The organism is Roseicyclus amphidinii, assembly GCF_030163755.1.
GTDB classification, from domain to species: Bacteria; Pseudomonadota; Alphaproteobacteria; order Rhodobacterales; family Rhodobacteraceae; genus Roseicyclus; species Roseicyclus amphidinii.
Map to the genome: position 1 here is coordinate 1 of NZ_JASJOE010000058.1, position 19,121 is coordinate 19,121.

Here is a 19,121-nt window from a genome sequence, read left to right on the forward strand (position 1 = left end):
GCGCACTTTCCCCATAGGATTGTCCAACACCCCCGCGGCTTCCTCCTTGGGAGGTTTTCCAACGCGGGTCGTGGTCGCACATCAACGCCACCGTTACGCCGCGACCCGCATCAGAAAACCTTCACCAAAGCGGACGTTCGAGCTTTGCGCCAAACGTCAGCTTGAGACAGGGCTTGGCGTGTCGAACGGGCACGCCTGTCGGTCAGCCGGCAGATCTCAGGACTTCGCGCAGTTCGGGATAGAGTATCCGGCTTCCAGGCGTCTCGTTGGTCTGTGGACTGCCGCGAAAACCAAGGATGTTCGTCCCCGTGACCTCGTCCTCTTGCGCCCCTGTCGCCGCATCGATGGCCAGGTACGCCGCGATCAGGAGGCCAGCCGCCGCAAATGCGCGGTTTGCAGAAGTCTTCGACTTGTAGCCCGCCGCGCTCGCCATCTGCGGATCCGTCAAGCCTTCGTCACCGGAGAGGGCCAAAGCCGACAGCATCGCGCGCTGCGGGCGAGACAGGGTGACCTGGTCGAGCGCTTCCCGATATTCGTCGATGTTCGGCACGGTGAACCCGGTGCCATCGTCGACCCTGCGGTCTTTGTGCCTCTGAGCCTCGCGGGCGTCGATGACATCATGCAAGGCGGCAATCGCGGCTTCCTCGGTCGCGCCCGTGGCTTCCGCGATCAACCCGCGTGCGTGCGTGGGCGGTTTCGGGAAGGCCCGGGCGACATATTCCCCGGACAGTCGCCCGGATTTTATCTGGTATCTGCCGTGCACGCCCAACTGGACCGCCGACGGTGTGTCAGAGGAGCGGTCGGCCTGCTTCTTTTTCGGCTTGTCCTTGAACAGCGGTCGACCGCTGGCCGTTTGGCCGTCCGTGGTGAATCGCGCCATGATGATGTTCTCCGAACATGGGGATGGGCAAGGCGAGCTCGTTTCCGGATCAGGCCGGCAGACGCCCCGCCTCGGCAAATGTCACGAGCCGCCCTTCGGTTTCGTCCCAGAGCGCAAGGCGCGCGCAACTCAGACTTTCGCGCAAGGTGACGCGGTTCGACTGCACCAGCGCGTCATGGTCCCGAAGCACCTCGGGGTGGCGATAGAACGGGATCCGGCTTGCAAGGTGACCGGTACGGTGCCAGCACGCGAGAGAGGTGACGCGGCATCAAGGGCAGTGTCGGGGTTGTGAGGGTGAACGGTCATGACGATCGGGCACCCGGTCAGGGGCGCCCGAGCAATCCTGTCAGGCAAGCGCGAGGTTGATGGCGCTTTCGCGGCCGTCGCGGCCGGATTCGACGTCATACGTGACCTTCTGGGCATCGGCGAGGCCTGTGAGGCCTGCGCGCTCGACGGACGAGATGTGGACGAAGACATCCTTGCCGCCCGATGCCGGCTCGATGAAGCCGAAGCCTTTGGTGGTGTTGAACCATTTCACGGTGCCATTGGCCATATCCGTGGTCTCCTGTTCTGGATGCTGCCCGCAGAATGCGGCAGCCCGGCAAAGTCAGACTGAGAGATCTACTGAAGCCGGATAAACGGGAGCAGAGGGTCGCAGAGAATAACGTTGTCCTTACCCAGATGGGGACGGCGACGCGGAAAACAAGCACCATCCCGCCCCGTCACATATTATTTCTCTCGTTATCCATTGGCGTTGCCCTGTTGCACAAATCGGCTGAAGTCCGAAGTTCCCCTTCCCCGGACGGACTTGTCCCACAGCTTCCGTGACAGGTCTGCCGAGCGCGGTGTAGCCGTTCAGGACGGCGATGCGGATCTGGAGTTCGGCAACCTGACGGTCGAAGTCCCTCGCCATGAGCCTCTGGCGCAGGAGTTTGACACAATGCAACTTCGTTTCGACGCAGCTTCGGCGGTGGTATCCGCTCCATCGTCGCCCCAGGGCACGGCCGAGGTATTTCGATGCGCGCAGGGCCGCGTTTCGGGCGACCGCGCCAGCGGTGACGGTCTTCTGGCGGCGGGACAGGGTGTTGAAGCCGGGCACCGTCCAGTCGAGGCCAACCAACTGCAGCAGGCTCTCGACGAAGCCGGTCGTTTGCCTGAGCGCCATGTCGAATAGCACCTTTATCGAAAGGCACGTCTGAATGGCGGCATAGCTGCAGGTCTGCTGGCGGCCACGCCTGCCTGTCGGCGCGGCATCCCAACTCATCTCGGGGTCGAACCAGATCGTGAGCGAGCCCCGACGCTTGAGCGCGTCGTTATAGGCTGGCCGGTTCCTCGTCTTGTAGGTTGGGGGTGTCGGTCTGCTCATGCCTCCCAGCTACCACGCTGGATTCACGAGATGACTCCCGCTCAGGATTCTTGCGACATAGCCCCGCAACCCATTGATATCATTCACACCGGCAGGTGCTTTGGTGCCCGGGGGCGGAATCGAACCACCGACACGAGGATTTTCAATCCACTGCTCTACCCCTGAGCTACCCGGGCACGGGACGGGGCGCTTGGTTGCGCGTCCGTGGGTGAGGGGCGTTCTAGGGTGTCTCGGCGGGGCTGTCCATAGGGCAGAACGCAATTTTTTGCGCCGCGACAGCGTGCTTGTCAGTGCGGTTTGCGCAGGGTTTCCGAAGCCGCTTCCGCCGCGGCTTCGATGTCCTCGGGATCCTCGGACGGGACCGCGTACGCGCCAGTCAGCCAGCGTGCGAGGTCGACGTCGGCGCAGCGGCGCGAACAGAACGGGCGGTAGGCCGCCGTGGTCGGTTTTGCGCAGATCGGGCAGGCCATCTTGCACCTTTCTGTCCATGGTCCGCCCGGACCATGCGCCAAGCCCTGCCGGTTCGCAACCGGCCGCGTGACGGCGCTTGCCTGTCATGCCACGGGGGCATTACGATTCGGTTAACCCCCCCAGCGGAGCCGTGAACATGGGTCATCTGACGCGCAGAACGGCGATGGCGACGGGCGCGGCCGCGATGCTGGCGGGCTGCATGCCGTCCGGCGGCTCTCGCGGCGCGCCCGGCGACGGATTCCGCCCGCAGCCGAACCCGGCCTATGACGCCTGGGTCGCGGCGTTCCGCGAGCGGGCGGTCGCGCAGGGGATCACGCGGGCCACGCTCGACCGGGGGTTTCGCGGACAAGGCTTCCTGCCGGGCGTCGTGGAGCGGGACCGGAACCAGACGGAATTTCGAAGAACAACAGAGGATTACCTGGCGCTCGTGGCCTCGGAGGATGACATCGCCACGGGTCGTCCGAGGGTGGCGGCGGCGCGCGCGTCGCTGGCGGCAATCGAGGCGAAGAGCGGCGTGGATGCCGATGTGCTGGCCGCGATCTGGGGGTTGGAGACGCGGTTCGGAACGCGGCTGGGGGAGATCCCGGTGATCTCGGCGACCTCGACGCTGGCCTGGGAAGGGCGGCGGGGCCGGTTCTTCGAGGCGCAGCTGGTGGCGGCGCTGAGGATCATCCAGGCGGGGGATACGACGACCGGCCGGATGGTCGGGTCCTGGGCGGGGGCGATGGGGCACACGCAACTGATGCCGACGGTCTACGAGGAATATGCCGTGGATTTCCAAGGGGATGGGCGGCGGGATATCTGGGGGGGCGATCCCACGGACGCGCTGGCCTCGACGGCGGAATACCTGCGGCGCCATCGCTGGGAACGGGGTGCGCCCTGGGGGATGGAGGTACATCTGCCGGAGGGGTTCGACATCGGCGCCACAGGGCGCGACAGCCGCCGCCCGGTGAGCGCCTGGGCCGCGGCGGGCGTGCAGCCCGCACGGGGTGGGGAATTGCCCGATCACGGCGAGGCGGCGATCCATGCGCCGGGGGGGGCTGACGGACCTGCGTGGATTTTGTATCGCAATTTCAACGTGATCCTGCGCTACAATCCGTCGGTCAACTACGGGATCGGCGTGGGATACATGGCCGACCGGCTGGCCGGTGGCGGGCCGCTGACGCGGGCTTTCGGGCCGGACGAGACCGGGCTGACGCAGGAAGAACGCGTGGAATTACAAGAACTTCTGAACCGGCGCGGGTTCGACGCGGGGACGCCCGACGGGGTGATCGGACGGGGGACCGAGGCGGCGATCCGGGCCTATCAGCAGGCACGGGGGCTGGTGGTGGACGGGCGGGCGTCGCAGGCGCTTTTGCGGGCGTTGCGGCAGGGTTAACGAGAGCTGCGGAGAGGCCGAGAGGCGTCTGGCCCGCGTCGGCATCCCGTACACAGGCTGTGCAGATCGCGTGCATACGCGGTTTGCGAACGGAATTGGCCTGTGGGATGGTTAAGGGTGCGTATTTTGTGGATGCCGGCTTCGCCGGCAGTGCCGGGCTGAAGCCCGGCCTACAGCCCGGCCTACAGCGTGGGCCAGAGGGCGGCGAGCGGGAGGCGGTCGCGCTTCTTCTGGATCTCGTAATGGCCGAGCGGGGTCCAGCCCGCCAGCACCACCTCGGCCCCGTCCTCGCGGAAAGCGCGGCGCAGCGCGTCCTCGATCACGCGGCGGTCTTTCTTGGGCATGGGGGCGAGGTCGAGCGTGACCTGCCCGCCCAGCCCCTTGACGCGCAACGCGCGCGGCAGGGCGCGGACCAGCGCGAGGTTGGCCTTGAGCCCGGCAGCCAGCGAGCTGTCGGCGCCGGTGTTCACGTCGACGGCGACCAGCGCGCGGGTCGGCTCGATATAGGCCGTGGCGCCGCCGGGGAGCGACAGGCGCGGCGCGAGCGCGGCCTCGACCGCGTCGGTCACGCCGTGGGTGTCGAAGGCCCCTGCCCCCTCGACCACCTCGTCGGGGTCGGGATCGGCCCAGTCGCGCCACGCCGTCAGATGCGCGTCGGGCGCGTCGAGCAGGCATTCGGGCGGGCCGTCGGTGTCGGCGGTGACCGCGGCGGCAAGCTCGCGCATGGCGGCGATATCCTCGGCCAGCGTATCCTCGGCCACGCCCTCGGCGGCGCTGCGCAGGATCAGGCCGTGGGTCTCGGGCGCGCCCTCCATCGCGGCATGGGCGATCTCGAGCAGGCGCTCGCGTTCCTCGTCGTCGCGGATGCGGCGCGAGATGTTGAAGCCGGGGGCCTCGGGGGTGACGATGGCGTAGCGGCTTTTGAACAGCAGGCGGGGGGAGACCGGCGCGGCCTTGCCCGGCTCGGCGCTGGCGGCGACCTGCACCAGCAGGCGGTCGCCCGGCGCGATGCCCTTGGCCTGCCGCAGGTAGCCCTTGTGCGCGCCCATGTTGAGGGTCAGGCCGCCCTGCCCCTTCATCGGGCGGTCGGCCACGGCGCGGTAGATCGCGCCGGGCTGGGGCGCGTCGCCCGCGGGGTCGATCAGGATATCCTCGAGCTGGCCGTCGACCATGAGGGCGGCGGCGGCGCGGCCCGCGACGTGGTCGAGGATGACGACGCGGCCCTTCATCGCGCGGCCCAGACGGGGTAGCCCGCCGCCGTCAGCAGCTGCGCGGTTTCCGCGAGCGGCAGGCCGACGATGGCCGAATGGCTGCCGGAGATCCACGGGATGAAGGCACCCGCGGGCCCCTGGATGGAATAGCCGCCGGCCTTGCCCTGCCAATCGCCGGTGGCGAGGTAGCCTTCGCGTTCCGATTCGCTCAGGCGCTTCATGCGGACGCGGGATTCGGTGACGCGAGCCCAGGTCTTGTCGCCGCGTTTGACGGCGAGGGCGGTGTAGACGCGGTGGCGGCGGCCGGAGAGGAGGTCGAGGAAGCGGCGGGCCTCGTCGATATCGGCGGGTTTGCCGAGGATGCGGCGGCCAAGCGCGACGGTGGTGTCAGCCGACAGGGCGATGTCCTCGGGGCCTGCGGGGATGGCGGCAAGCTTCTCGGCGGCGATGCGGGCGCAGTAGTCGCGGGGCAGTTCGGCCTTGCGCGGCGTCTCGTCGATGTCGGGCGGGGTGACGGCGTCGGGCGTGATGCCGAGCACGGCCAGAAGCTCCAGCCGCCGGGGGCTGCCGGAGCCGAGGATCAGGCGGGGGCGCTGGGTCAGGGTGTCGGTCATGTCAGCGCCCGGATTGGCAAGGGGGTGCCGGGCCGCGGCGGCCCCGCACGGCGCGGCGCAGGGAGCGCCGCGTTACTTGAAGCGGTAATTGATGCGGCCCTTGGTCAGGTCGTAGGGGGTCATTTCCACCTGGACCTTGTCGCCGGCGAGAACCCGGATACGGTTCTTGCGCATTTTTCCTGCCGTGTGCGCGATGATCTCATGGCCGTTTTCAAGCTCGACCCGGAATGTCGCGTTCGGCAGGAGTTCCTTAACGACACCAGGAAATTCGAGCATTTCTTCCTTGGCCATGGTCACTCCTTGATTGGCGCACCGCGCGTGCGGTGCAGGTGGCGGGTAGATGCGCTTGTCAGCGCCGATTTTCAAGGCATTTCTGCGCGCGCGGCACTTTCGGGCCAATGGGCGTGGTTCAGGACCTGCCCCTCGGCGCGGACGCGGGCGATGGCGGCGCGGTCGATCTCGGCGATGACCCAGCCCGGCTCATTGAGCGCGCCCTGCGCGAGGATGCCGTCTTCGGGAAATCCGAGATCGGGCGGGCCGAAGATGCCCGCGGCGCCCACGTTCTCGTCGACGGCGGGGGACCATGGCGCATCGCCCACGGTGGGGGATTGCACCACGACGCACTGGTTTTCCAGCGCGCGGGCCAGTGCGCCGATGCGCACGCGGTGGTAGCCATGCGCGCTGTCGGTGCAGGAGGGGACGAGAAGGATCTCGGCCCCTTCCTCGGCCAAGCGCCGGGCGAGCAAGGGAAATTCCGCGTCGTAGCAGATCAGGACGCCGATCCGGCCCAAGGGGGTTTCGATCACCTCGAGCGGGTCGCCGGGGGTGACGTCCCATGTTTCGCGCTCGAAGCGGGTCATCACCTGCTTGTCCTGGTAGGCGATGAAGGGGGCCTGCGGGTCTGGGCCGACAAGCCAGGCGCGGTTGACGGGGCGTTCGCGGTCCTCGTCGAAGACGGGGCCGGAGGGGCAGAGGATGTGGACGCCGTAGCCCTGCGCGAGGTCGGCCATGAGGTGATCGGCCTTTTGCGCAAGGTCGGAGGCGGCGTGGAGGCTCGCCTCGAGGTCATGGGCCGCGCCCTGCAGCGCGGCCAGTTCCATGCGGGCGTATTCGGGGAAGACCAGCAGGTCGGCCCCGGCGGTGGCGGCCTCGCGGACCCAGGCGACCTGTTTGGCGGCGTAGTCGGACCAATGCTGGAAGGCGTCGAGCGGATAGGCGGCGGCGGCGATCTTCATAAGGCTTTGATCCAGAATTGCAGGGGTTTGGACGTCTCGGCGTCTTCGCCGATGTCGCGCCAGTTGAACCGGGCCATGACGCCCGGAAGGGGGGCGTAGCCGAAGCGGCGCCAGACAGGATCGAGGGGTTGGTGGACGGCGGGGCGACGGGGGTGATCCTGGGGGCGGATCACGCCGCAGAATGTTGCATAAGTGAAATTCAGGGCGCGGGCGTGGGTTTCACGCCGCGCGAAGAAACCGGCATAGACCCCCTGCCCCCGATAGGCGGGAAGCAGAACGGATTCAGCGCAGTAGAAGGCGGTGTTCAGGTCGATGCCAGAGCCGTCGAAGGGGGCGGCGAAATCATCGGCGTGGTCGGATAATGGCATCCCGGTGGAGGCCCCGACCATGGTCTCGCCGTCGAAGGCGGCGACGAGGATCGTGTCGCCGCGGGCATAGCCCGCGAGGTAGCGGCGTTCGTAGTCGAGGTCGCCGTCATAGAGGTAGGGCCAGTCGCGGAAGACCGCGATGCGCAGGCGGGCGAGCGCCTCGACATGGGGGGCGATCTGCGCGCCGGTGAAGCTGCGCAGCGTTAGGGTCATGCCGAGACCTGCGCCACCCAGTCGGCGAGGTTGTAATAGGTGACGATGCGGGTGATGCGGCCGTCCGCGACGCTGAAGAACCCGCCCGCCGGAAGGCGGTAGGTCTGGCCGCGCGCCTCGGGCAGGCCTGCGTCGGTCTGCAGGTAGGTGCCGTTCACGGTGAACTCGGCGGCGGCGCGGGTGCCGTCCTGCGACGCCATGACGACGATGTCGGTCAGGTGTTCGTCGTAGCAGCGGGACATGTGGGCGCAGAAAGCGCGGAAGGCCTCGGTCCCGGTGCGCACCTGCCCCTCGTTCACGTGATGCGCCACGTCGGGGGCGAGGCAGGCGATCATGGCCTCGGTGTCGCCGCTGTTGAAGGAGGCGTAGTAGCGGGTGATGAGAGCGTGCGTATCGGTCATGCGGCGGACCATAGGCGCAGCGGGCGACGGACGGAAGATGCTGTCGCCCCGCTTGACAGGCCCCGGCCCCCTGCCCTAGGTGCGCAACAGGCATCAGACGCCCGCCGCCCGCCGACATCCCGTCACGGTGAAGTTCTGGTCAGACCAAGATCTTCGTCATCCACGGCACCAGCCGCGCGGATGGTAATGCGGGCCCCATCCGATCCTTGCGCGGCGACAGCCAGAAGGATCACGGGGTCATGACAACCCACGATAAAAGCGACACGGCCGGCCTTGCCGGGCAAGCACCGGGCCGGGCGCGCGATCTGCCCACACCGGCAGAGGCCAAGGCCGAGGCCCGTCATCTGCGCGCGGCGCGGGCGCAGGACGGGCAGCCCATCGGTCATGGGCAGGCGCTGGAGGCGGTGGCCCATGGCCACGGGTTCCGCGACTGGAACACGATGGCGGCGGCGATCGGCGCGCTTGGGCCTGCGGGCCTGCGGGCCGGTGACCGGGTGACGGGGCGTTACCTGTCGCAGCCGTTCCGTGCGACGGTGCTGTCGGCCGAGGCGCTGCGGCCCGGCTGGGTGCGGCTGGAGCTGGACCTCGACGAGGCGGTGGACGTCGTGACCTTCGAGAGTTTCTCGAACTGGCGCAAACGGGTGCGGGCCGAGGTGGGGCCGGAGGGGCAGTCGCGCGCGCGCCGCTCGGACGGCACCCCGCACATGGTGCTGGAGCTTTAACCGGCTGCGGTGGGGTCGCCGAAGCGGGCGGTCATGCGGGCGATGATCTGGTCGCGGGCCTGCCTGTAGGCGGCCAGCTTGGCCTCGCGGGTCTCGCCGAGGCCCGTGGGGTCGAGGATGGGCCAGTATTCCACCTCGAGGTGGAAATGCCGGGTCAGGTCGAGGGCGCGGCGCTGGCTGGCGGGGGACAGCGCGATGATCAGGTCGAAGCCCGACAGGTCGTCGCCCCATTCCTGCATCTCGTCGAAGGAGCGGACGCGGTGGCGGTCCAGCTCCACCCCCAGTTCTGCGCAGACCGCCACGGCGAAGCCGTCGATCTCGAGGTCGTTCTTCACGCCCGCCGACTGCACATAGGCGCGGTGGCCGTAGAATTTCTTCATCAGCCCCTCGGCCATGGGCGAGCGCGTCGCGTTGTGGTCGCAACAGTAGAGCACGGACTGGGGGAAATCGCCGGACACCGCCCTGCCCCTCAGGCCCCGAAATGCAGGACGCAGATGAGCGTGAAGAGGCGGCGCGCGGTGTCGGTGTCCACCTCGGCCTTGCCCTCGAGCCGTTCCTGCAGGATGCGCGCCCCCTCGTTGTGGATGCCGCGGCGGGCCATGTCGATCGCCTCGATCTTGGAGGGGGGCATGTTCTTGACGGCGGCATAGTAGCTTTCGCAGATCTGCCAGTAATCCTTGACCGTCTGGCGGAAGGGCGCGAGCGAGAGGTGGAACTCGGCGGCATCTTCGCCGCTTTCGGTGTTCACGTCGAAGACAAGGCGCTTGTCGCGGATCGCAAGGGTCACGTGATAGGGGCCGGGCGGCACCGCGCGGTCGTCGCGGGCGGGGAGCGCGAAGGAATTTTCCTCGAGCAGGTCGAAGATGGCGACGCTGCGTTCCTGTTCGATCTCGGGCGTGGGGGCGGGCATGCCCGCCATGTCGATCTCGATATGGGTGATGTGCATGGTCATGCGCCCTCCCCTTTGTTCAGGCGGTCGAGACGGGCGCGGACGCTGAGGCCGTGCGCCTCGAGGCTTTCGGAGCGCGCCAGCGTCTCGGCGGCGGGGCCGATGGCCTTGAGGGCGGCGGGCGTCATCTGGGCCAGCGTGGTGCGCTTCATGAAATCGAGCACCGACAGGCCCGAGGAGAAGCGGGCCGAGCGCGCCGTGGGCAGGACGTGGTTGGGGCCGCCGATGTAGTCGCCGATGGCCTCGGGCGTCCATTGGCCGAGGAAGATGGCGCCGGCGTGGGTGATCTTTTCGGACAGCGCGACGGGGTCGGCGACGCAGAGCTCGAGGTGTTCGGGGGCGGCGCGGTTCGACAGCTCGGCCGCTTCGGACAGGTCGCGGACCGTCACGATGGCGCCGAAGTCGCGCCAGCTGGCCCCCGCGATGGCGCGCCGCTCGAGGGTTTCGAGGCGCTTTTCGACGGCCTGCGCCACGGCCTGACCGAAGGCGGCGTCATCGGTGATCAGGATCGACTGCGCGCTTTCGTCGTGTTCGGCCTGCGACAGGAGGTCGAGGGCGATCCAGTCGGGGTCATTGTCGCGGTCGGCGATCACGAGGATTTCCGAAGGGCCCGCGATCATGTCGATGCCGACGCGCCCGAAGACGCGGCGCTTGGCGGCGGCGACGAAGGCGTTGCCGGGGCCGGTGATCTTGTCGACGGGGGCGATGGTGGCGGTGCCATAGGCCATGGCGGCCACGGCCTGCGCGCCGCCGATGCGGTAGATCGTGTCGATGCCCGACAGGTGGGCGGCCAGCAGGACGAGCGGGTTGGCCTTGCCGTCCGGCGTGGGGGCGCAGATGACCAGCCGCCCGACGCCCGCGACCTGCGCGGGGATGGCGTTCATCAGGACCGAGGACGGGTAGGAGGCCAGCCCGCCCGGCACGTAGAGCCCCGCCGCCGAAACGGGCGTCCAGCGCCAGCCCAGCGTCGCGCCCTCCGGGTCGGTCCAGCGGGCATCCTGCGGCAGCTGGCGGACGTGGTAGGCGCGGATGCGCTCGGCGGCGCGTTCCAGCGCGGCGCGCTCCTCGGGCGGGACGGTGGCGATAGCCTCGGCGATCTCGTCTTGCGAGACCGCCAGCGTGTCGGGGGTCAGCGACAGGCGGTCGAAGCGCTCGGTCAGCTCGATGACGGCGGCATCGCCGCGGGCGCGGACATCGGCGATGATGCCCGCGACGATCTCGTCCACCTCGGGCGTGTCCTCGCGCTTCATCTCCAGAAGCGCGGCGAAGCGCGCGTCGAACCCTGCATCGCGGCTGTCGAGAAAGATCGGCATCGTCGTCCCATTCCTGATCGCCCGGTCGGTCTAGCGTCTATGGGCGCGAGGGTGAAGCGCACATTCCGCCGCGCGGGGGGCGCGCCGGGGTCGGGGCACGGTCGGGGCGCGGTCAGGGCGCGTCGAGGTGCAGGACGAAGAGCGCCCTTGTCGGCAAAGCCCTCCCCGTCGCGCAGGGCACGGGGGATGGGGGCGAGCCGGTCGAAGCCCGCACGGGCGTAGGGCGCGATGGCAGGGGCGGTCCACGTCGCCACCTGCAGGTCCGGTTGCACGATGCCCTGCGCGCGCGCGTCCTCGGCGAGCGCCGCCAGAAGGCGCGGCATGTGGCCCTGCCCGTGCGCCTCGGGGCGCGGAGGTAGAGGGCGATGACCTTGGCCCGGTGGGTGGCGCGGGGAGTGGCACGGCGGCGCAGCCTTGCGCGCGGGTGCCCAGCATGAGCGCCCGAAGGTGCATCCGGGCGAACAAGTCGCGGGCGCGCATGGCGAGGCGGATGTCGCGGAAGGCGACCCGGTCGTCCGGGGTGCGCCGCCGGAGCGTCAGTCGGGGTGATGCGGCGCGCGGCCCGAGGGGGCGGTGTAGGGTTTCGTGACGTCGCGCAGCGTCACCTCGAGCGCCTCGACATCGACGGCGATGGCCCCGTCACCGGCAAGCACCAGCGTGATGCGGCCCGTGCCGTCTTCGCCCGCCGTCCAGTCGATCGCCAGCAGCGACAGGACGAGATCGGGATCGGCACGGTCGAAACCCTGGCTGGCGACGGCCAGCGCATCCTCGATCACCAGCACGGATTGCACGCGCTCGGGCGCGGTCTTGCCGCCCGCCTGTTCCCAGCGGAAGCGGTTGACGAGCAGCGCCACGCGGCGGCGCGGGCGGTCCCAGGTGATCTCGGTCACGGGGAAGACGGCGTCCTGTGCGAGGGACGAGATCACGCGCAGGTCGTCCGCATCCAGCGCGCGCAGCGCGACGGGCTGTTCGCCGCCATCCTCGAAGCGGGCGTCTTCAACCATCGTCCCGTTCCCTCCGGATCATCGCGCCGACGGCGCCGAGTTTCTCTTCCACGCGCTCGTAGCCGCGGTCGAGATGGTAGACGCGGCTGACCACCGTTTCGCCCTCGGCGGCGAGCCCGGCGAGGATCAGGCTGACCGAGGCGCGCAGGTCGGTCGCCATGACCGGCGCGCCCTTCAGCCGCTCGACGCCGGTCACCCGCGCGGTGCCGCCATGCACCTCGATCCGCGCGCCCATGCGCGTCAGTTCGGGGGCGTGCATGAAGCGATTCTCGAAGATCGTCTCGTTCAGGACCGAGGTGCCTTCGGCGGTGCAGAGAAGCGCCATCATCTGCGCCTGAAGGTCGGTGGGGAAACCGGGGAAGGGCTCGGTCACGACATCGACGGCCTGCACCCGGTCGCCCTTGCGGGTGACGGTCAGGCCGCGTTCGGTTTCGGTGACGGAGATGCCCGCGGCCTCGAGTTTCTCGGCGAAGGCGGCCACGAGCGAGAGCTTGCCGCCCAGAAGCTCCACCTCGCCGCCCGCGATGGCGGGGGCGAGCATGTAGGTGCCCAGCTCGATCCGGTCGGTCACGACGGGATGGGTGGCACCGTGCAGGCGCTCGACGCCCTGGATGGTGATGGTCGATGTCCCCTCGCCCTCGATCTGCGCGCCCATCTTGCGCAGGCATTGGGCCAGGTCGACGATCTCGGGCTCGCGCGCGGCGTTCTTCAGGACGGTGGTGCCCTTGGCCAGCGTCGCGGCCATCAGCGCGTTCTCGGTCGCCCCGACCGAGACCATCGGAAACTCGACCACGGCGCCCTTGAGGCCGCCCCGCGCCTCGGCATGGACATAGCCGTCGCGCAGGTCGAGGGTCGCGCCCATCGCCTCGAGTGCCTTGAGGTGCAGGTCCACGGGGCGCGCGCCGATGGCGCAGCCGCCGGGCAGCGAGACGACGGCGTGCCCGTCGCGCGCCAGCATCGGCCCCAGCACGAGAATCGAGGCGCGCATCTTGCGCACGATGTCATACTCGGCGGTGTGGTTGTTCAGCCCGTGCGACGAGAGCGCCAGCACCTTGCCGTCATTGAGCGCCGAGACCTCGGCCCCCAGCGATTGCAGAAGGGTCGTCATGGTGCGGATGTCCGACAGCCGCGGCGCGTTGGTCAGCGTCAGCGGCTCGTCGGACAGAAGCGTCGCGGGCATCAGCGTGAGGCAGGCGTTCTTGGCGCCGGCGATGGGGATCTGCCCCGAAAGCGGGCCGTTGCCCGTGACCACGATCCTGTCCATTGCCCGTTATCCTTCGCCTTGCTGCGGTGTCTGCCTTGGGTCGCCGGTATCCTCCGGCCTGTCGTCCATGCCCGCACCGCCATCGGCGCTGTCTGCGCTGTCGATGCTGCGCGCGCGGGCCTGCGCCTTGCGCCGGGCGAGATTCGCCTTGAGCGCCGCCTTGAGGCGGGCTTCGCGGTCGGAGACGGCCGGTTTGCCGCCCCGATCCTCCCCTCGTGTGTCGCGTCCGGTCCGGGCCATGGGGCTGCGTTTACCTGTCATGTGCCGGAGCGTCCAGATTGCGCTTGCACCCGCCGCCGGTTGCTTTTAGAGGGACGGCCCAGAAGCTGCCGTAGCTCAGGGGTAGAGCACTCCCTTGGTAAGGGAGAGGTCGAGAGTTCAAATCTCTCCGGCAGCACCATTTCCCCGAAATATAGCATTAAATCGCGCAGTTGCGCGCGTTTCCGGCTGTTGGCGGTCACACCGGTGACACCCCGAGCGGGGGTCACCGGTCTCGGGCCGTTGCGTCAGTCGAAGGCCCCGAACAGGAAGTCATCCGCGCCGATATCGCCCAGCACGACCCCTTCCAGCAGGATGGAACCCTGCGCGCTGGTCACCAGCACCCCTGCGCCGACGCCGGTCACCACCGCGCCGTCCCCGGCCGCGGTGATGGTCAGGTCGGCAAGCTCGAGGGCGAAGGCCGAGACGTCGATCCGCTCGCCATCCGCGTCGAAATCGCGGATCACGTCGGCGCCGTGGCTCATTCCGAAGACGAACACGTCGCTGTCGAAGCCGCCGAACATCGTGTCATTGCCGGTGCCGCCGTCGATCAGGTCGCCGTCGCGGCCGCCGAAGAGCCGGTCATCGCCCGCCCCCCCGATCAGCGTGTCCGCCCCTGCCGCCCCGAAGAGCCCGTCCTGCCCGTCGCCACCGTCGAGCAGATCGTTGCCGCCATTGCCCTCGAGCCGGTCGTTGCCGCCCTCGCCGTAGAGCGTGTCGTTGTCGAGGCCGCCCTGCATCACGTCCGCGAGGTCACCCCCGTGCAGCAGGTCGTCGCCCGCGCCGCCGCGCAGCGTGTCGAAGCCGTCGCCGCCGTAGATCGTGTCGCGGCCCGCCTGGCCCACCACGAAATCGCTGCCCGCCTCGCCGTGCAGCTCGTCGTCCAGGTCGCCGCCGAAGATCCGGTCGGCATTGGCCCCGCCATGGATCAGGTCATTGCCGAAATTGCCGTAAAGCGTGTCGAACCCGTCGCCGCCGTAGATCGTGTCGGCGTTCAGGTTGCCGCGGATCACGTCATCGCCCGCGCCGCCCTCGATCCAGTCGAAGCCCTGCCCGCCCGAGATCGTGTCATGGCCGCCCCCTGCCTCGATCACGTCGTCGCCGGCCATGCCGAGGATCTCGTTGTCCTCGGCGTTGCCGGTGATCGTGTCCGCGCCGCTGCCGCCGGTGGCGTGCTCGATCACCGCACCCGCCGCGATGGTGAAGCCGCCGTGGATGCCCTCGACGTAGGAGACATGGCCGCCGCCGTTCTCTTCGCCGACGAGCGAGGCCGCGCGCAGGTCGATCACCGCGGCGACACTGCCGGTGTGGACGATCCGGTCATCCCCGCCCGCGTCCCAGATCGCGGCGTAGAAGGTGCCGGGCGCGTTGTCGGTCGGCAGGACGTAGTCGTCGTCGCCGGTGGCATGGGTCATGTTGGCGCCGTAGGTCGCCTGAAGCACGGCGATGTCGAAGGCCATCAGCGAGCCCTGGAAGCCGTAAGCGTTCGAGGGGGTCACCCCATGCGGCGCGGTCTGCCAGCCATCGTTGTAGGTCATCGTGGTGTTGATGCCCTGGTTCAGCGCGTAATGGCCGAGGGTGTGGGTGTTGGGACCGACCTGCGTCACCCCGCTGAGAACGACCGAACTGCCGCCGGTGTCATGGGGGTGGGCAAGGCCCATGCCGTGCCCGATCTCGTGGATCAGCGTGATGTAGCCGAAACCGCCCTGCGCGAGGCCCTCGGGCGTCCAGTCGGCGTCTTCGCCGTTGAAGAAGACCCCCCAGCCGTCAAGCCCGTCATAGGTGACCCCGTCGAGGGTCGGCGACCCGCCGGCAACCGCCCAGTAGCCGAGCGCCGAGTCGGGATTGGTCGATTCGACCATGAAGAAATCCGCCTGCGTCGGATCCGTGACGACGGTGAAGCTGACGTCGGCCACAGCCTCGAACTGCGAGAAGGCCAGCAGGGCCTGCCGCAGCTCGAAGCTGTCCCACTCGCCCGTCACCTGCGCACCGAGGTAGATGTCGTCGAAGATCACGCCGCCCGGCGCGAAATAGACGTTGACGCTGCTCGGGGCGCTGTAACCCCAGGCCAGGGCCTCGAGCGGGTCAAAGGAACCCGGAGGCGGCGGTGGCGGCGTCGGCACCGAGGTGATGCTGAGGCTGTAGGTCCCGGTGTCGGGCGTATAGCCCGGCGAGCCCGGATCGAGGGTGTTGTAATAGCTGTCGGCCACGATGTAGCCCGAGCCGCTGGTCTCGGCGACGAAGACATAGACCTCGCTGTCGCCGCTGAACCCCTGGTCGATGGTGAAGCGGATGTTACCCTCGGAATCCGCGATCCCGATCAGCGGATCGTCGAGGGTGCCCGGCGTCATGGTGACGGTATAGGTCTGGCCCGCCTCGAATTCGACGAAGAACCAGTCCCAGTCGAACGGAACATCGAGCGAGCCGTTGAAGGTGTCGCCGGCCAACAGCGTGGTCGCGTCGTCGGCGTCGTCGGACGCGTCACCGCCCGGAAGGGTGGTTTCGTCGATCGTCCGGTCAAGCTCGCCGACATGCAGCCACTCGCCGCCGAACGGGTTGAACATCGCACAGGTCAGGCACATCGGGAACCGCTCCGAAACTCGTCAACACACCAAACGCCCCGCCGATCACGCGACGGGGCCGTTACGGATATCTTAACCTGTTTCCGAGCCGTCGCCACGGGGTTTTTCATCGGTCGGGCGCAGGTTTTCGCGCCCTCTCGCGCCGTCCGCACGGCACGGGGCACCCCGCTGCGAGACGGGGCGCCCGCGGCGCGGCACCCCGTCCCCTTGCGGGATGAGCGCCCGGATTGTAGGCGCATTGCGAACAGGAGTGCGACAGGCCGCATGACAGACGCGAACATGACCCCGACCAAGCCCGCCGCCCCCGGCAGCGCCACCGAAGACCGTGCCAAGTCGAAACGCATCGGCAGCCTGCGCGCGCTGGGGCCCTTCCTTGCGCCCTATCGCGCGATGGTGGCCGCCGCCGTCGGCGCGCTGGTCCTGACGGCCATCGTCTCGCTGACCCTGCCGCTGGCCGTGCGCCGCGTCGTCGACGGGTTCGAGACCGAAAGCGCCGAGCTGCTGGACCAGTATTTCCTCGCCGCGCTCCTGATCGCCTTCCTGCTCGCGCTGGGGACGGGGCTGCGCTATTACCTCGTGACCCGGCTGGGCGAGCGGGTGGTGGCCGATATCCGCAAATCGGTCTTCGACCGCATGATCGGCATGAGCCCGGCCTTCTACGAGAAGATCATGACCGGCGAGGTCCTGAGCCGGATCACGACCGATACCACGCTGCTGTTGTCGGTGATCTCCTCCTCCGTCTCGATCGCGCTGCGCAACCTCCTGATCCTGCTGGGCGGCCTTGGGCTGATGATGATCACCTCGCCCAAGCTGACGGGGGCGGTGCTGCTGATCGTGCCGCTGATCATCGTGCCCATCGTGGTGCTGGGCCGCCGCCTGCGCACGCTGTCGCGCGAGAACCAGGACTGGATCGCCGAAAGCTCGGGCAACGCCTCGGAGGCGCTCTTGTCGGTGCAGACCGTACAGGCCTTCACCCATGAGCGCCCCTCGGCGGCGCAATTCGACCACGTCACGGAAATGAGCTTTTCCAGCGCCAAGAAGCGGATCGCCACCCGCGCGCTGATGACGGTGATCGTGATCGCGCTGGTCTTCACCGGGATCGTCGGCGTCCTGTGGACCGGCGCGCGCGACGTGCGGGCCGATGCCATGACCATCGGCGAGCTGATCCAGTTCCTGATCTACGCGATCATGGTCGCGGGCTCGGTCGGGGCGCTCTCGGAGATCTGGGGCGAGCTGCAGCGCGCCAGCGGCGCGACCGAGCGGCTGGTCGAGCTGTTGCAGACCACCGACAGCGTCGCCGATCCGGTCGCGGGCCACCCCCTGCCCGAGGGCGGGCGCGGCGCCATCGGCTTCGAGGACGTGCGCTTCAGCTACCCCACCCGGCCCGAGGACCGGGCGCTGGACGGCGTGTCGCTGACCATCCGGCCCGGCGAGACCGTGGCGCTTGTCGGCCCGTCGGGGGCGGGCAAGACCACGATCTTCCAGCTGCTGCTGCGGTTCTACGACCCGGCATCGGGGCGGATCACGCTGGACGGCACCGACCTGCGCGAGATGACGCGCGCGACCTTCCGCGCGGCGATGGCGCTGGTGCCGCAGGACCCGGTGATCTTCGCCACCACGGCGCGCGAGAACATCCGCTTCGGCCGCCCCGATGCGAGCGATGCCGAGGTCGAGGCCGCCGCCCGCGCCGCCGCCGCGCATGACTTCCTCGGCGCGCTGCCACAGGGCTACGACACCTACGTGGGCGAGCGCGGCCTGATGCTGTCGGGCGGGCAGAAGCAGCGCATCGCCATCGCGCGCGCCATCCTGCGCGATGCGCCGATCCTGCTGCTGGACGAGGCAACCAGCGCGCTGGACGCGGAAAGCGAACGCGCCGTCCAGGAGGCCGTCGCCCGCCTGTCGGAGGGGCGCACCACGCTGATCGTCGCGCACCGCCTGGCGACCGTGAAACAGGCCGACCGCATCCTCGTCTTCGAGGCGGGACGCATCGTCGCCGAGGGCACCCACGACAGCCTCGTCGCGCAGGACGGGCTTTACGCGCGGCTGGCGCGGCTGCAGTTCACCGAGGGGCTGGCGGCCGAGTAACGCGGCACGTCCCCCGGCGCGGGCGGATCGAAGCCTCCGGCTCCGACCCGGCGGCGCGCGTCGTCGGGCCCCGTCGGGGCCACTCCTCCGCGCGCTGGGTGCGGGTGTCGCGCGGCCTGCTTCACCCCGGACGGGTGCGCGGCTGTCGGTGTCGGTGTCGGTGTCCGGAGCCTCCCCTTTCCACGGCAAGTCTGCCTGTCAAGCGATGAGTGGGGATATTTGTGAAACGGAGAAGCAGGGCATCGGTGCCGCGACAACCGGGGGCGAGCGCGCAACCTGGCCTGTTTCTCCGTTTCGCAAATATCCAGTCCGTTGGCGATGTGTCAGGATGGTTGCGGGCGGGAGCTCGTAAATATCCTGATGCGAAGACATCGTCCCCAGGCCTAAGCCCCGCCCGCATTGATGTGTCCTGCACACTTGATTGGGACGGTTGCAGCCGATCCCGTGCGACTGGAACAGGGGTATCATGATGGAAAGTGTTTTCGGTGTCGATGTGGCGAAGGGGTGGATCGACGTGGTTGGCCCGGACGGGCATGCACGGATCGACACAAGCGATCTGACGCGCTTCGCGCGGCAGGTGGCGCGCCGCAATGGCCGCGTCGCCTTCGAAGCCTCCGGTGGCTATGAGACGCCCTTGCGCGTCGCGCTGGCCGCTGCGGGCGTTCCGGCGATCCGGATCAATCCGCGCCGGGCGCGGGCCTTTGCCACCTCGCTCGGACGTCTGGCCAAGACCGACCGCGTGGATGCCGGTGTGATCCGCGAGATGGCGATGCGGCTCGATCTTCCGGAGTGCCCCCCGGAGACGGA

Annotated in this window: 21 protein-coding genes, 2 tRNA genes and 1 pseudogene; 5 read left to right on the forward strand and 19 right to left on the reverse strand. The window is 68.9% G+C overall.

Features of this window, described 5'->3' with window-relative positions; genetic code table 11:
- Window positions 1-202 precede the first annotated feature (202 nt).
- The 6 genes and pseudogenes from QQK83_RS15540 to QQK83_RS15565 form a co-directional block, all read right to left on the reverse strand.
- The gene (locus tag QQK83_RS15540) at window positions 203-880 is read right to left on the reverse strand and encodes a hypothetical protein (RefSeq protein ID WP_284265806.1); all 678 of its coding nucleotides are present in this window, start codon (window positions 878-880) and stop codon (window positions 203-205) included.
- Between the two features lie 49 nt (window positions 881-929).
- A complete protein-coding gene (locus tag QQK83_RS15545) occupies window positions 930-1,070 on the reverse strand; it encodes a hypothetical protein (protein ID WP_349816237.1) in 141 nt (46 codons plus the stop codon).
- 156 nt (window positions 1,071-1,226) lie between these two features.
- Window positions 1,227-1,433 carry a cold-shock protein gene (locus QQK83_RS15550; protein WP_284265808.1) on the reverse strand — a complete coding sequence of 69 codons (207 nt, stop codon included), beginning with the start codon at window positions 1,431-1,433 and terminating at the stop codon, window positions 1,227-1,229.
- A 258-nt stretch (window positions 1,434-1,691) separates the two neighbouring features.
- A pseudogene (locus tag QQK83_RS15555) lies at window positions 1,692-2,246 on the reverse strand (transposase); the annotation flags it as partial.
- Between the two features lie 101 nt (window positions 2,247-2,347).
- Window positions 2,348-2,422, reverse strand: a tRNA-Phe gene (locus QQK83_RS15560).
- 111 nt (window positions 2,423-2,533) lie between these two features.
- Complete coding sequence (locus tag QQK83_RS15565) at window positions 2,534-2,716, reverse strand: DNA gyrase inhibitor YacG (protein ID WP_284265810.1); 183 nt, start codon at window positions 2,714-2,716, stop codon at window positions 2,534-2,536.
- Between the two features lie 137 nt (window positions 2,717-2,853).
- Here QQK83_RS15565 and QQK83_RS15570 point away from each other — a divergent pair, with 137 nt between their 5' ends.
- Complete coding sequence (locus QQK83_RS15570; RefSeq protein WP_284265812.1) at window positions 2,854-4,095, forward strand: lytic murein transglycosylase; 1,242 nt, start codon at window positions 2,854-2,856, stop codon at window positions 4,093-4,095.
- Between the two features lie 182 nt (window positions 4,096-4,277).
- Here QQK83_RS15570 and QQK83_RS15575 read toward each other — a convergent pair whose 3' ends face one another.
- From QQK83_RS15575 to QQK83_RS15600, 6 genes are all read right to left on the reverse strand, one after another.
- A complete protein-coding gene (locus QQK83_RS15575; RefSeq protein ID WP_284265814.1) occupies window positions 4,278-5,324 on the reverse strand; it encodes a ribonuclease E/G in 1,047 nt (348 codons plus the stop codon).
- Window positions 5,321-5,920 (reverse strand): Maf family protein, encoded by a 600-nt coding sequence (locus QQK83_RS15580; RefSeq protein WP_284265816.1) that lies wholly within the window; start codon window positions 5,918-5,920, stop codon window positions 5,321-5,323. Before QQK83_RS15580 ends, QQK83_RS15575 begins: the two co-directional genes overlap by 4 nt.
- A gap of 72 nt (window positions 5,921-5,992) precedes the next feature.
- A complete protein-coding gene (infA, locus tag QQK83_RS15585; RefSeq protein WP_011455993.1) occupies window positions 5,993-6,211 on the reverse strand; it encodes a translation initiation factor IF-1 in 219 nt (72 codons plus the stop codon).
- A 71-nt stretch (window positions 6,212-6,282) separates the two neighbouring features.
- On the reverse strand, window positions 6,283-7,155 hold the full coding sequence (locus QQK83_RS15590) for a carbon-nitrogen hydrolase family protein (RefSeq protein WP_284265851.1): 873 nt from the start codon (window positions 7,153-7,155) through the stop codon (window positions 6,283-6,285).
- Window positions 7,152-7,736: a GNAT family N-acetyltransferase gene (locus tag QQK83_RS15595; RefSeq protein WP_284265852.1), complete on the reverse strand. Its 585-nt coding sequence runs from the start codon at window positions 7,734-7,736 to the stop codon at window positions 7,152-7,154. Before QQK83_RS15595 ends, QQK83_RS15590 begins: the two co-directional genes overlap by 4 nt.
- Window positions 7,733-8,137, reverse strand: coding sequence for a ketosteroid isomerase-related protein (locus QQK83_RS15600; protein ID WP_284265854.1), 405 nt, complete (start codon window positions 8,135-8,137; stop codon window positions 7,733-7,735). Before QQK83_RS15600 ends, QQK83_RS15595 begins: the two co-directional genes overlap by 4 nt.
- A 239-nt stretch (window positions 8,138-8,376) precedes the next feature.
- Between QQK83_RS15600 and QQK83_RS15605 the strand changes: the two genes are divergently transcribed.
- Window positions 8,377-8,859 (forward strand): glyoxalase superfamily protein, encoded by a 483-nt coding sequence (locus QQK83_RS15605; protein ID WP_284265856.1) that lies wholly within the window; start codon window positions 8,377-8,379, stop codon window positions 8,857-8,859.
- Here the strand turns inward: QQK83_RS15605 and QQK83_RS15610 are convergent.
- The 6 genes from QQK83_RS15610 to QQK83_RS15635 form a co-directional block, all read right to left on the reverse strand.
- A complete protein-coding gene (locus tag QQK83_RS15610; RefSeq protein ID WP_284265873.1) occupies window positions 8,856-9,254 on the reverse strand; it encodes an arsenate-mycothiol transferase ArsC in 399 nt (132 codons plus the stop codon). The genes QQK83_RS15605 and QQK83_RS15610 overlap by 4 nt on opposite strands.
- A gap of 74 nt (window positions 9,255-9,328) precedes the next feature.
- Window positions 9,329-9,811 (reverse strand): UPF0262 family protein, encoded by a 483-nt coding sequence (locus QQK83_RS15615; RefSeq protein ID WP_284265858.1) that lies wholly within the window; start codon window positions 9,809-9,811, stop codon window positions 9,329-9,331.
- Window positions 9,808-11,121 (reverse strand): histidinol dehydrogenase, encoded by a 1,314-nt coding sequence (gene hisD / locus QQK83_RS15620; RefSeq protein WP_284265860.1) that lies wholly within the window; start codon window positions 11,119-11,121, stop codon window positions 9,808-9,810. Before hisD ends, QQK83_RS15615 begins: the two co-directional genes overlap by 4 nt.
- A gap of 536 nt (window positions 11,122-11,657) precedes the next feature.
- Window positions 11,658-12,125, reverse strand: coding sequence for a DUF2948 family protein (locus QQK83_RS15625; protein ID WP_284265861.1), 468 nt, complete (start codon window positions 12,123-12,125; stop codon window positions 11,658-11,660).
- Window positions 12,118-13,389, reverse strand: a complete 1,272-nt coding sequence (gene murA, locus QQK83_RS15630; RefSeq protein WP_284265863.1) for a UDP-N-acetylglucosamine 1-carboxyvinyltransferase — start codon at window positions 13,387-13,389, stop codon at window positions 12,118-12,120. The genes QQK83_RS15625 and murA overlap by 8 nt, the downstream gene beginning before the upstream one ends.
- Window positions 13,390-13,395: 6 nt before the next feature.
- Window positions 13,396-13,629: a hypothetical protein gene (locus tag QQK83_RS15635; protein WP_284265865.1), complete on the reverse strand. Its 234-nt coding sequence runs from the start codon at window positions 13,627-13,629 to the stop codon at window positions 13,396-13,398.
- An 85-nt stretch (window positions 13,630-13,714) separates the two neighbouring features.
- Between QQK83_RS15635 and QQK83_RS15640 the strand changes: the two genes are divergently transcribed.
- Window positions 13,715-13,789, forward strand: a tRNA-Thr gene (locus tag QQK83_RS15640).
- Window positions 13,790-13,895: 106 nt separating this feature from the next.
- Here the strand turns inward: QQK83_RS15640 and QQK83_RS15645 are convergent.
- Window positions 13,896-16,211, reverse strand: coding sequence for a M10 family metallopeptidase (locus tag QQK83_RS15645; protein WP_284265867.1), 2,316 nt, complete (start codon window positions 16,209-16,211; stop codon window positions 13,896-13,898).
- Between the two features lie 282 nt (window positions 16,212-16,493).
- Between QQK83_RS15645 and QQK83_RS15650 the strand changes: the two genes are divergently transcribed.
- Entirely contained in the window at window positions 16,494-18,314 is a 1,821-nt protein-coding gene (locus tag QQK83_RS15650; protein ID WP_284265869.1) for an ABC transporter transmembrane domain-containing protein, read from the forward strand.
- 466 nt (window positions 18,315-18,780) lie between these two features.
- Window positions 18,781-19,121: IS110 family transposase (locus QQK83_RS15655; protein ID WP_284265871.1), on the forward strand; the 341-nt coding region annotated here is incomplete at its 3' end.

Excerpts from the sequence above, each read along its gene's own strand:
- QQK83_RS15595 (WP_284265852.1), bottom strand. The coding sequence starts at position 7,736 with ATGACCCTAACGCTGCGCAGCTTCACCGGCGCGCAGATCGCCCCCCAT.
- QQK83_RS15575 (WP_284265814.1), bottom strand. The coding sequence starts at position 5,324 with ATGAAGGGCCGCGTCGTCATCCTCGACCACGTCGCGGGCCGCGCCGCC.
- murA (WP_284265863.1), bottom strand. The coding sequence starts at position 13,389 with ATGGACAGGATCGTGGTCACGGGCAACGGCCCGCTTTCGGGGCAGATC.
- hisD (WP_284265860.1), bottom strand. The coding sequence starts at position 11,121 with ATGCCGATCTTTCTCGACAGCCGCGATGCAGGGTTCGACGCGCGCTTC.
- QQK83_RS15540 (WP_284265806.1), bottom strand. The coding sequence starts at position 880 with ATGGCGCGATTCACCACGGACGGCCAAACGGCCAGCGGTCGACCGCTG.
- QQK83_RS15610 (WP_284265873.1), bottom strand. The coding sequence starts at position 9,254 with ATGGCCGAGGGGCTGATGAAGAAATTCTACGGCCACCGCGCCTATGTG.
- infA (WP_011455993.1), bottom strand. The coding sequence starts at position 6,211 with ATGGCCAAGGAAGAAATGCTCGAATTTCCTGGTGTCGTTAAGGAACTC.
- QQK83_RS15600 (WP_284265854.1), bottom strand. The coding sequence starts at position 8,137 with ATGACCGATACGCACGCTCTCATCACCCGCTACTACGCCTCCTTCAAC.
- QQK83_RS15625 (WP_284265861.1), bottom strand. The coding sequence starts at position 12,125 with ATGGTTGAAGACGCCCGCTTCGAGGATGGCGGCGAACAGCCCGTCGCG.
- QQK83_RS15615 (WP_284265858.1), bottom strand. The coding sequence starts at position 9,811 with ATGACCATGCACATCACCCATATCGAGATCGACATGGCGGGCATGCCC.
- QQK83_RS15550 (WP_284265808.1), bottom strand. The coding sequence starts at position 1,433 with ATGGCCAATGGCACCGTGAAATGGTTCAACACCACCAAAGGCTTCGGC.
- QQK83_RS15605 (WP_284265856.1), top strand. The coding sequence starts at position 8,377 with ATGACAACCCACGATAAAAGCGACACGGCCGGCCTTGCCGGGCAAGCA.
- QQK83_RS15650 (WP_284265869.1), top strand. The coding sequence starts at position 16,494 with ATGACAGACGCGAACATGACCCCGACCAAGCCCGCCGCCCCCGGCAGC.
- QQK83_RS15590 (WP_284265851.1), bottom strand. The coding sequence starts at position 7,155 with ATGAAGATCGCCGCCGCCGCCTATCCGCTCGACGCCTTCCAGCATTGG.
- QQK83_RS15570 (WP_284265812.1), top strand. The coding sequence starts at position 2,854 with ATGGGTCATCTGACGCGCAGAACGGCGATGGCGACGGGCGCGGCCGCG.
- QQK83_RS15565 (WP_284265810.1), bottom strand. The coding sequence starts at position 2,716 with ATGGCCTGCCCGATCTGCGCAAAACCGACCACGGCGGCCTACCGCCCG.
- QQK83_RS15580 (WP_284265816.1), bottom strand. The coding sequence starts at position 5,920 with ATGACCGACACCCTGACCCAGCGCCCCCGCCTGATCCTCGGCTCCGGC.
- QQK83_RS15635 (WP_284265865.1), bottom strand. The coding sequence starts at position 13,629 with ATGGCCCGGACCGGACGCGACACACGAGGGGAGGATCGGGGCGGCAAA.
- QQK83_RS15645 (WP_284265867.1), bottom strand. The coding sequence starts at position 16,211 with ATGTTCAACCCGTTCGGCGGCGAGTGGCTGCATGTCGGCGAGCTTGAC.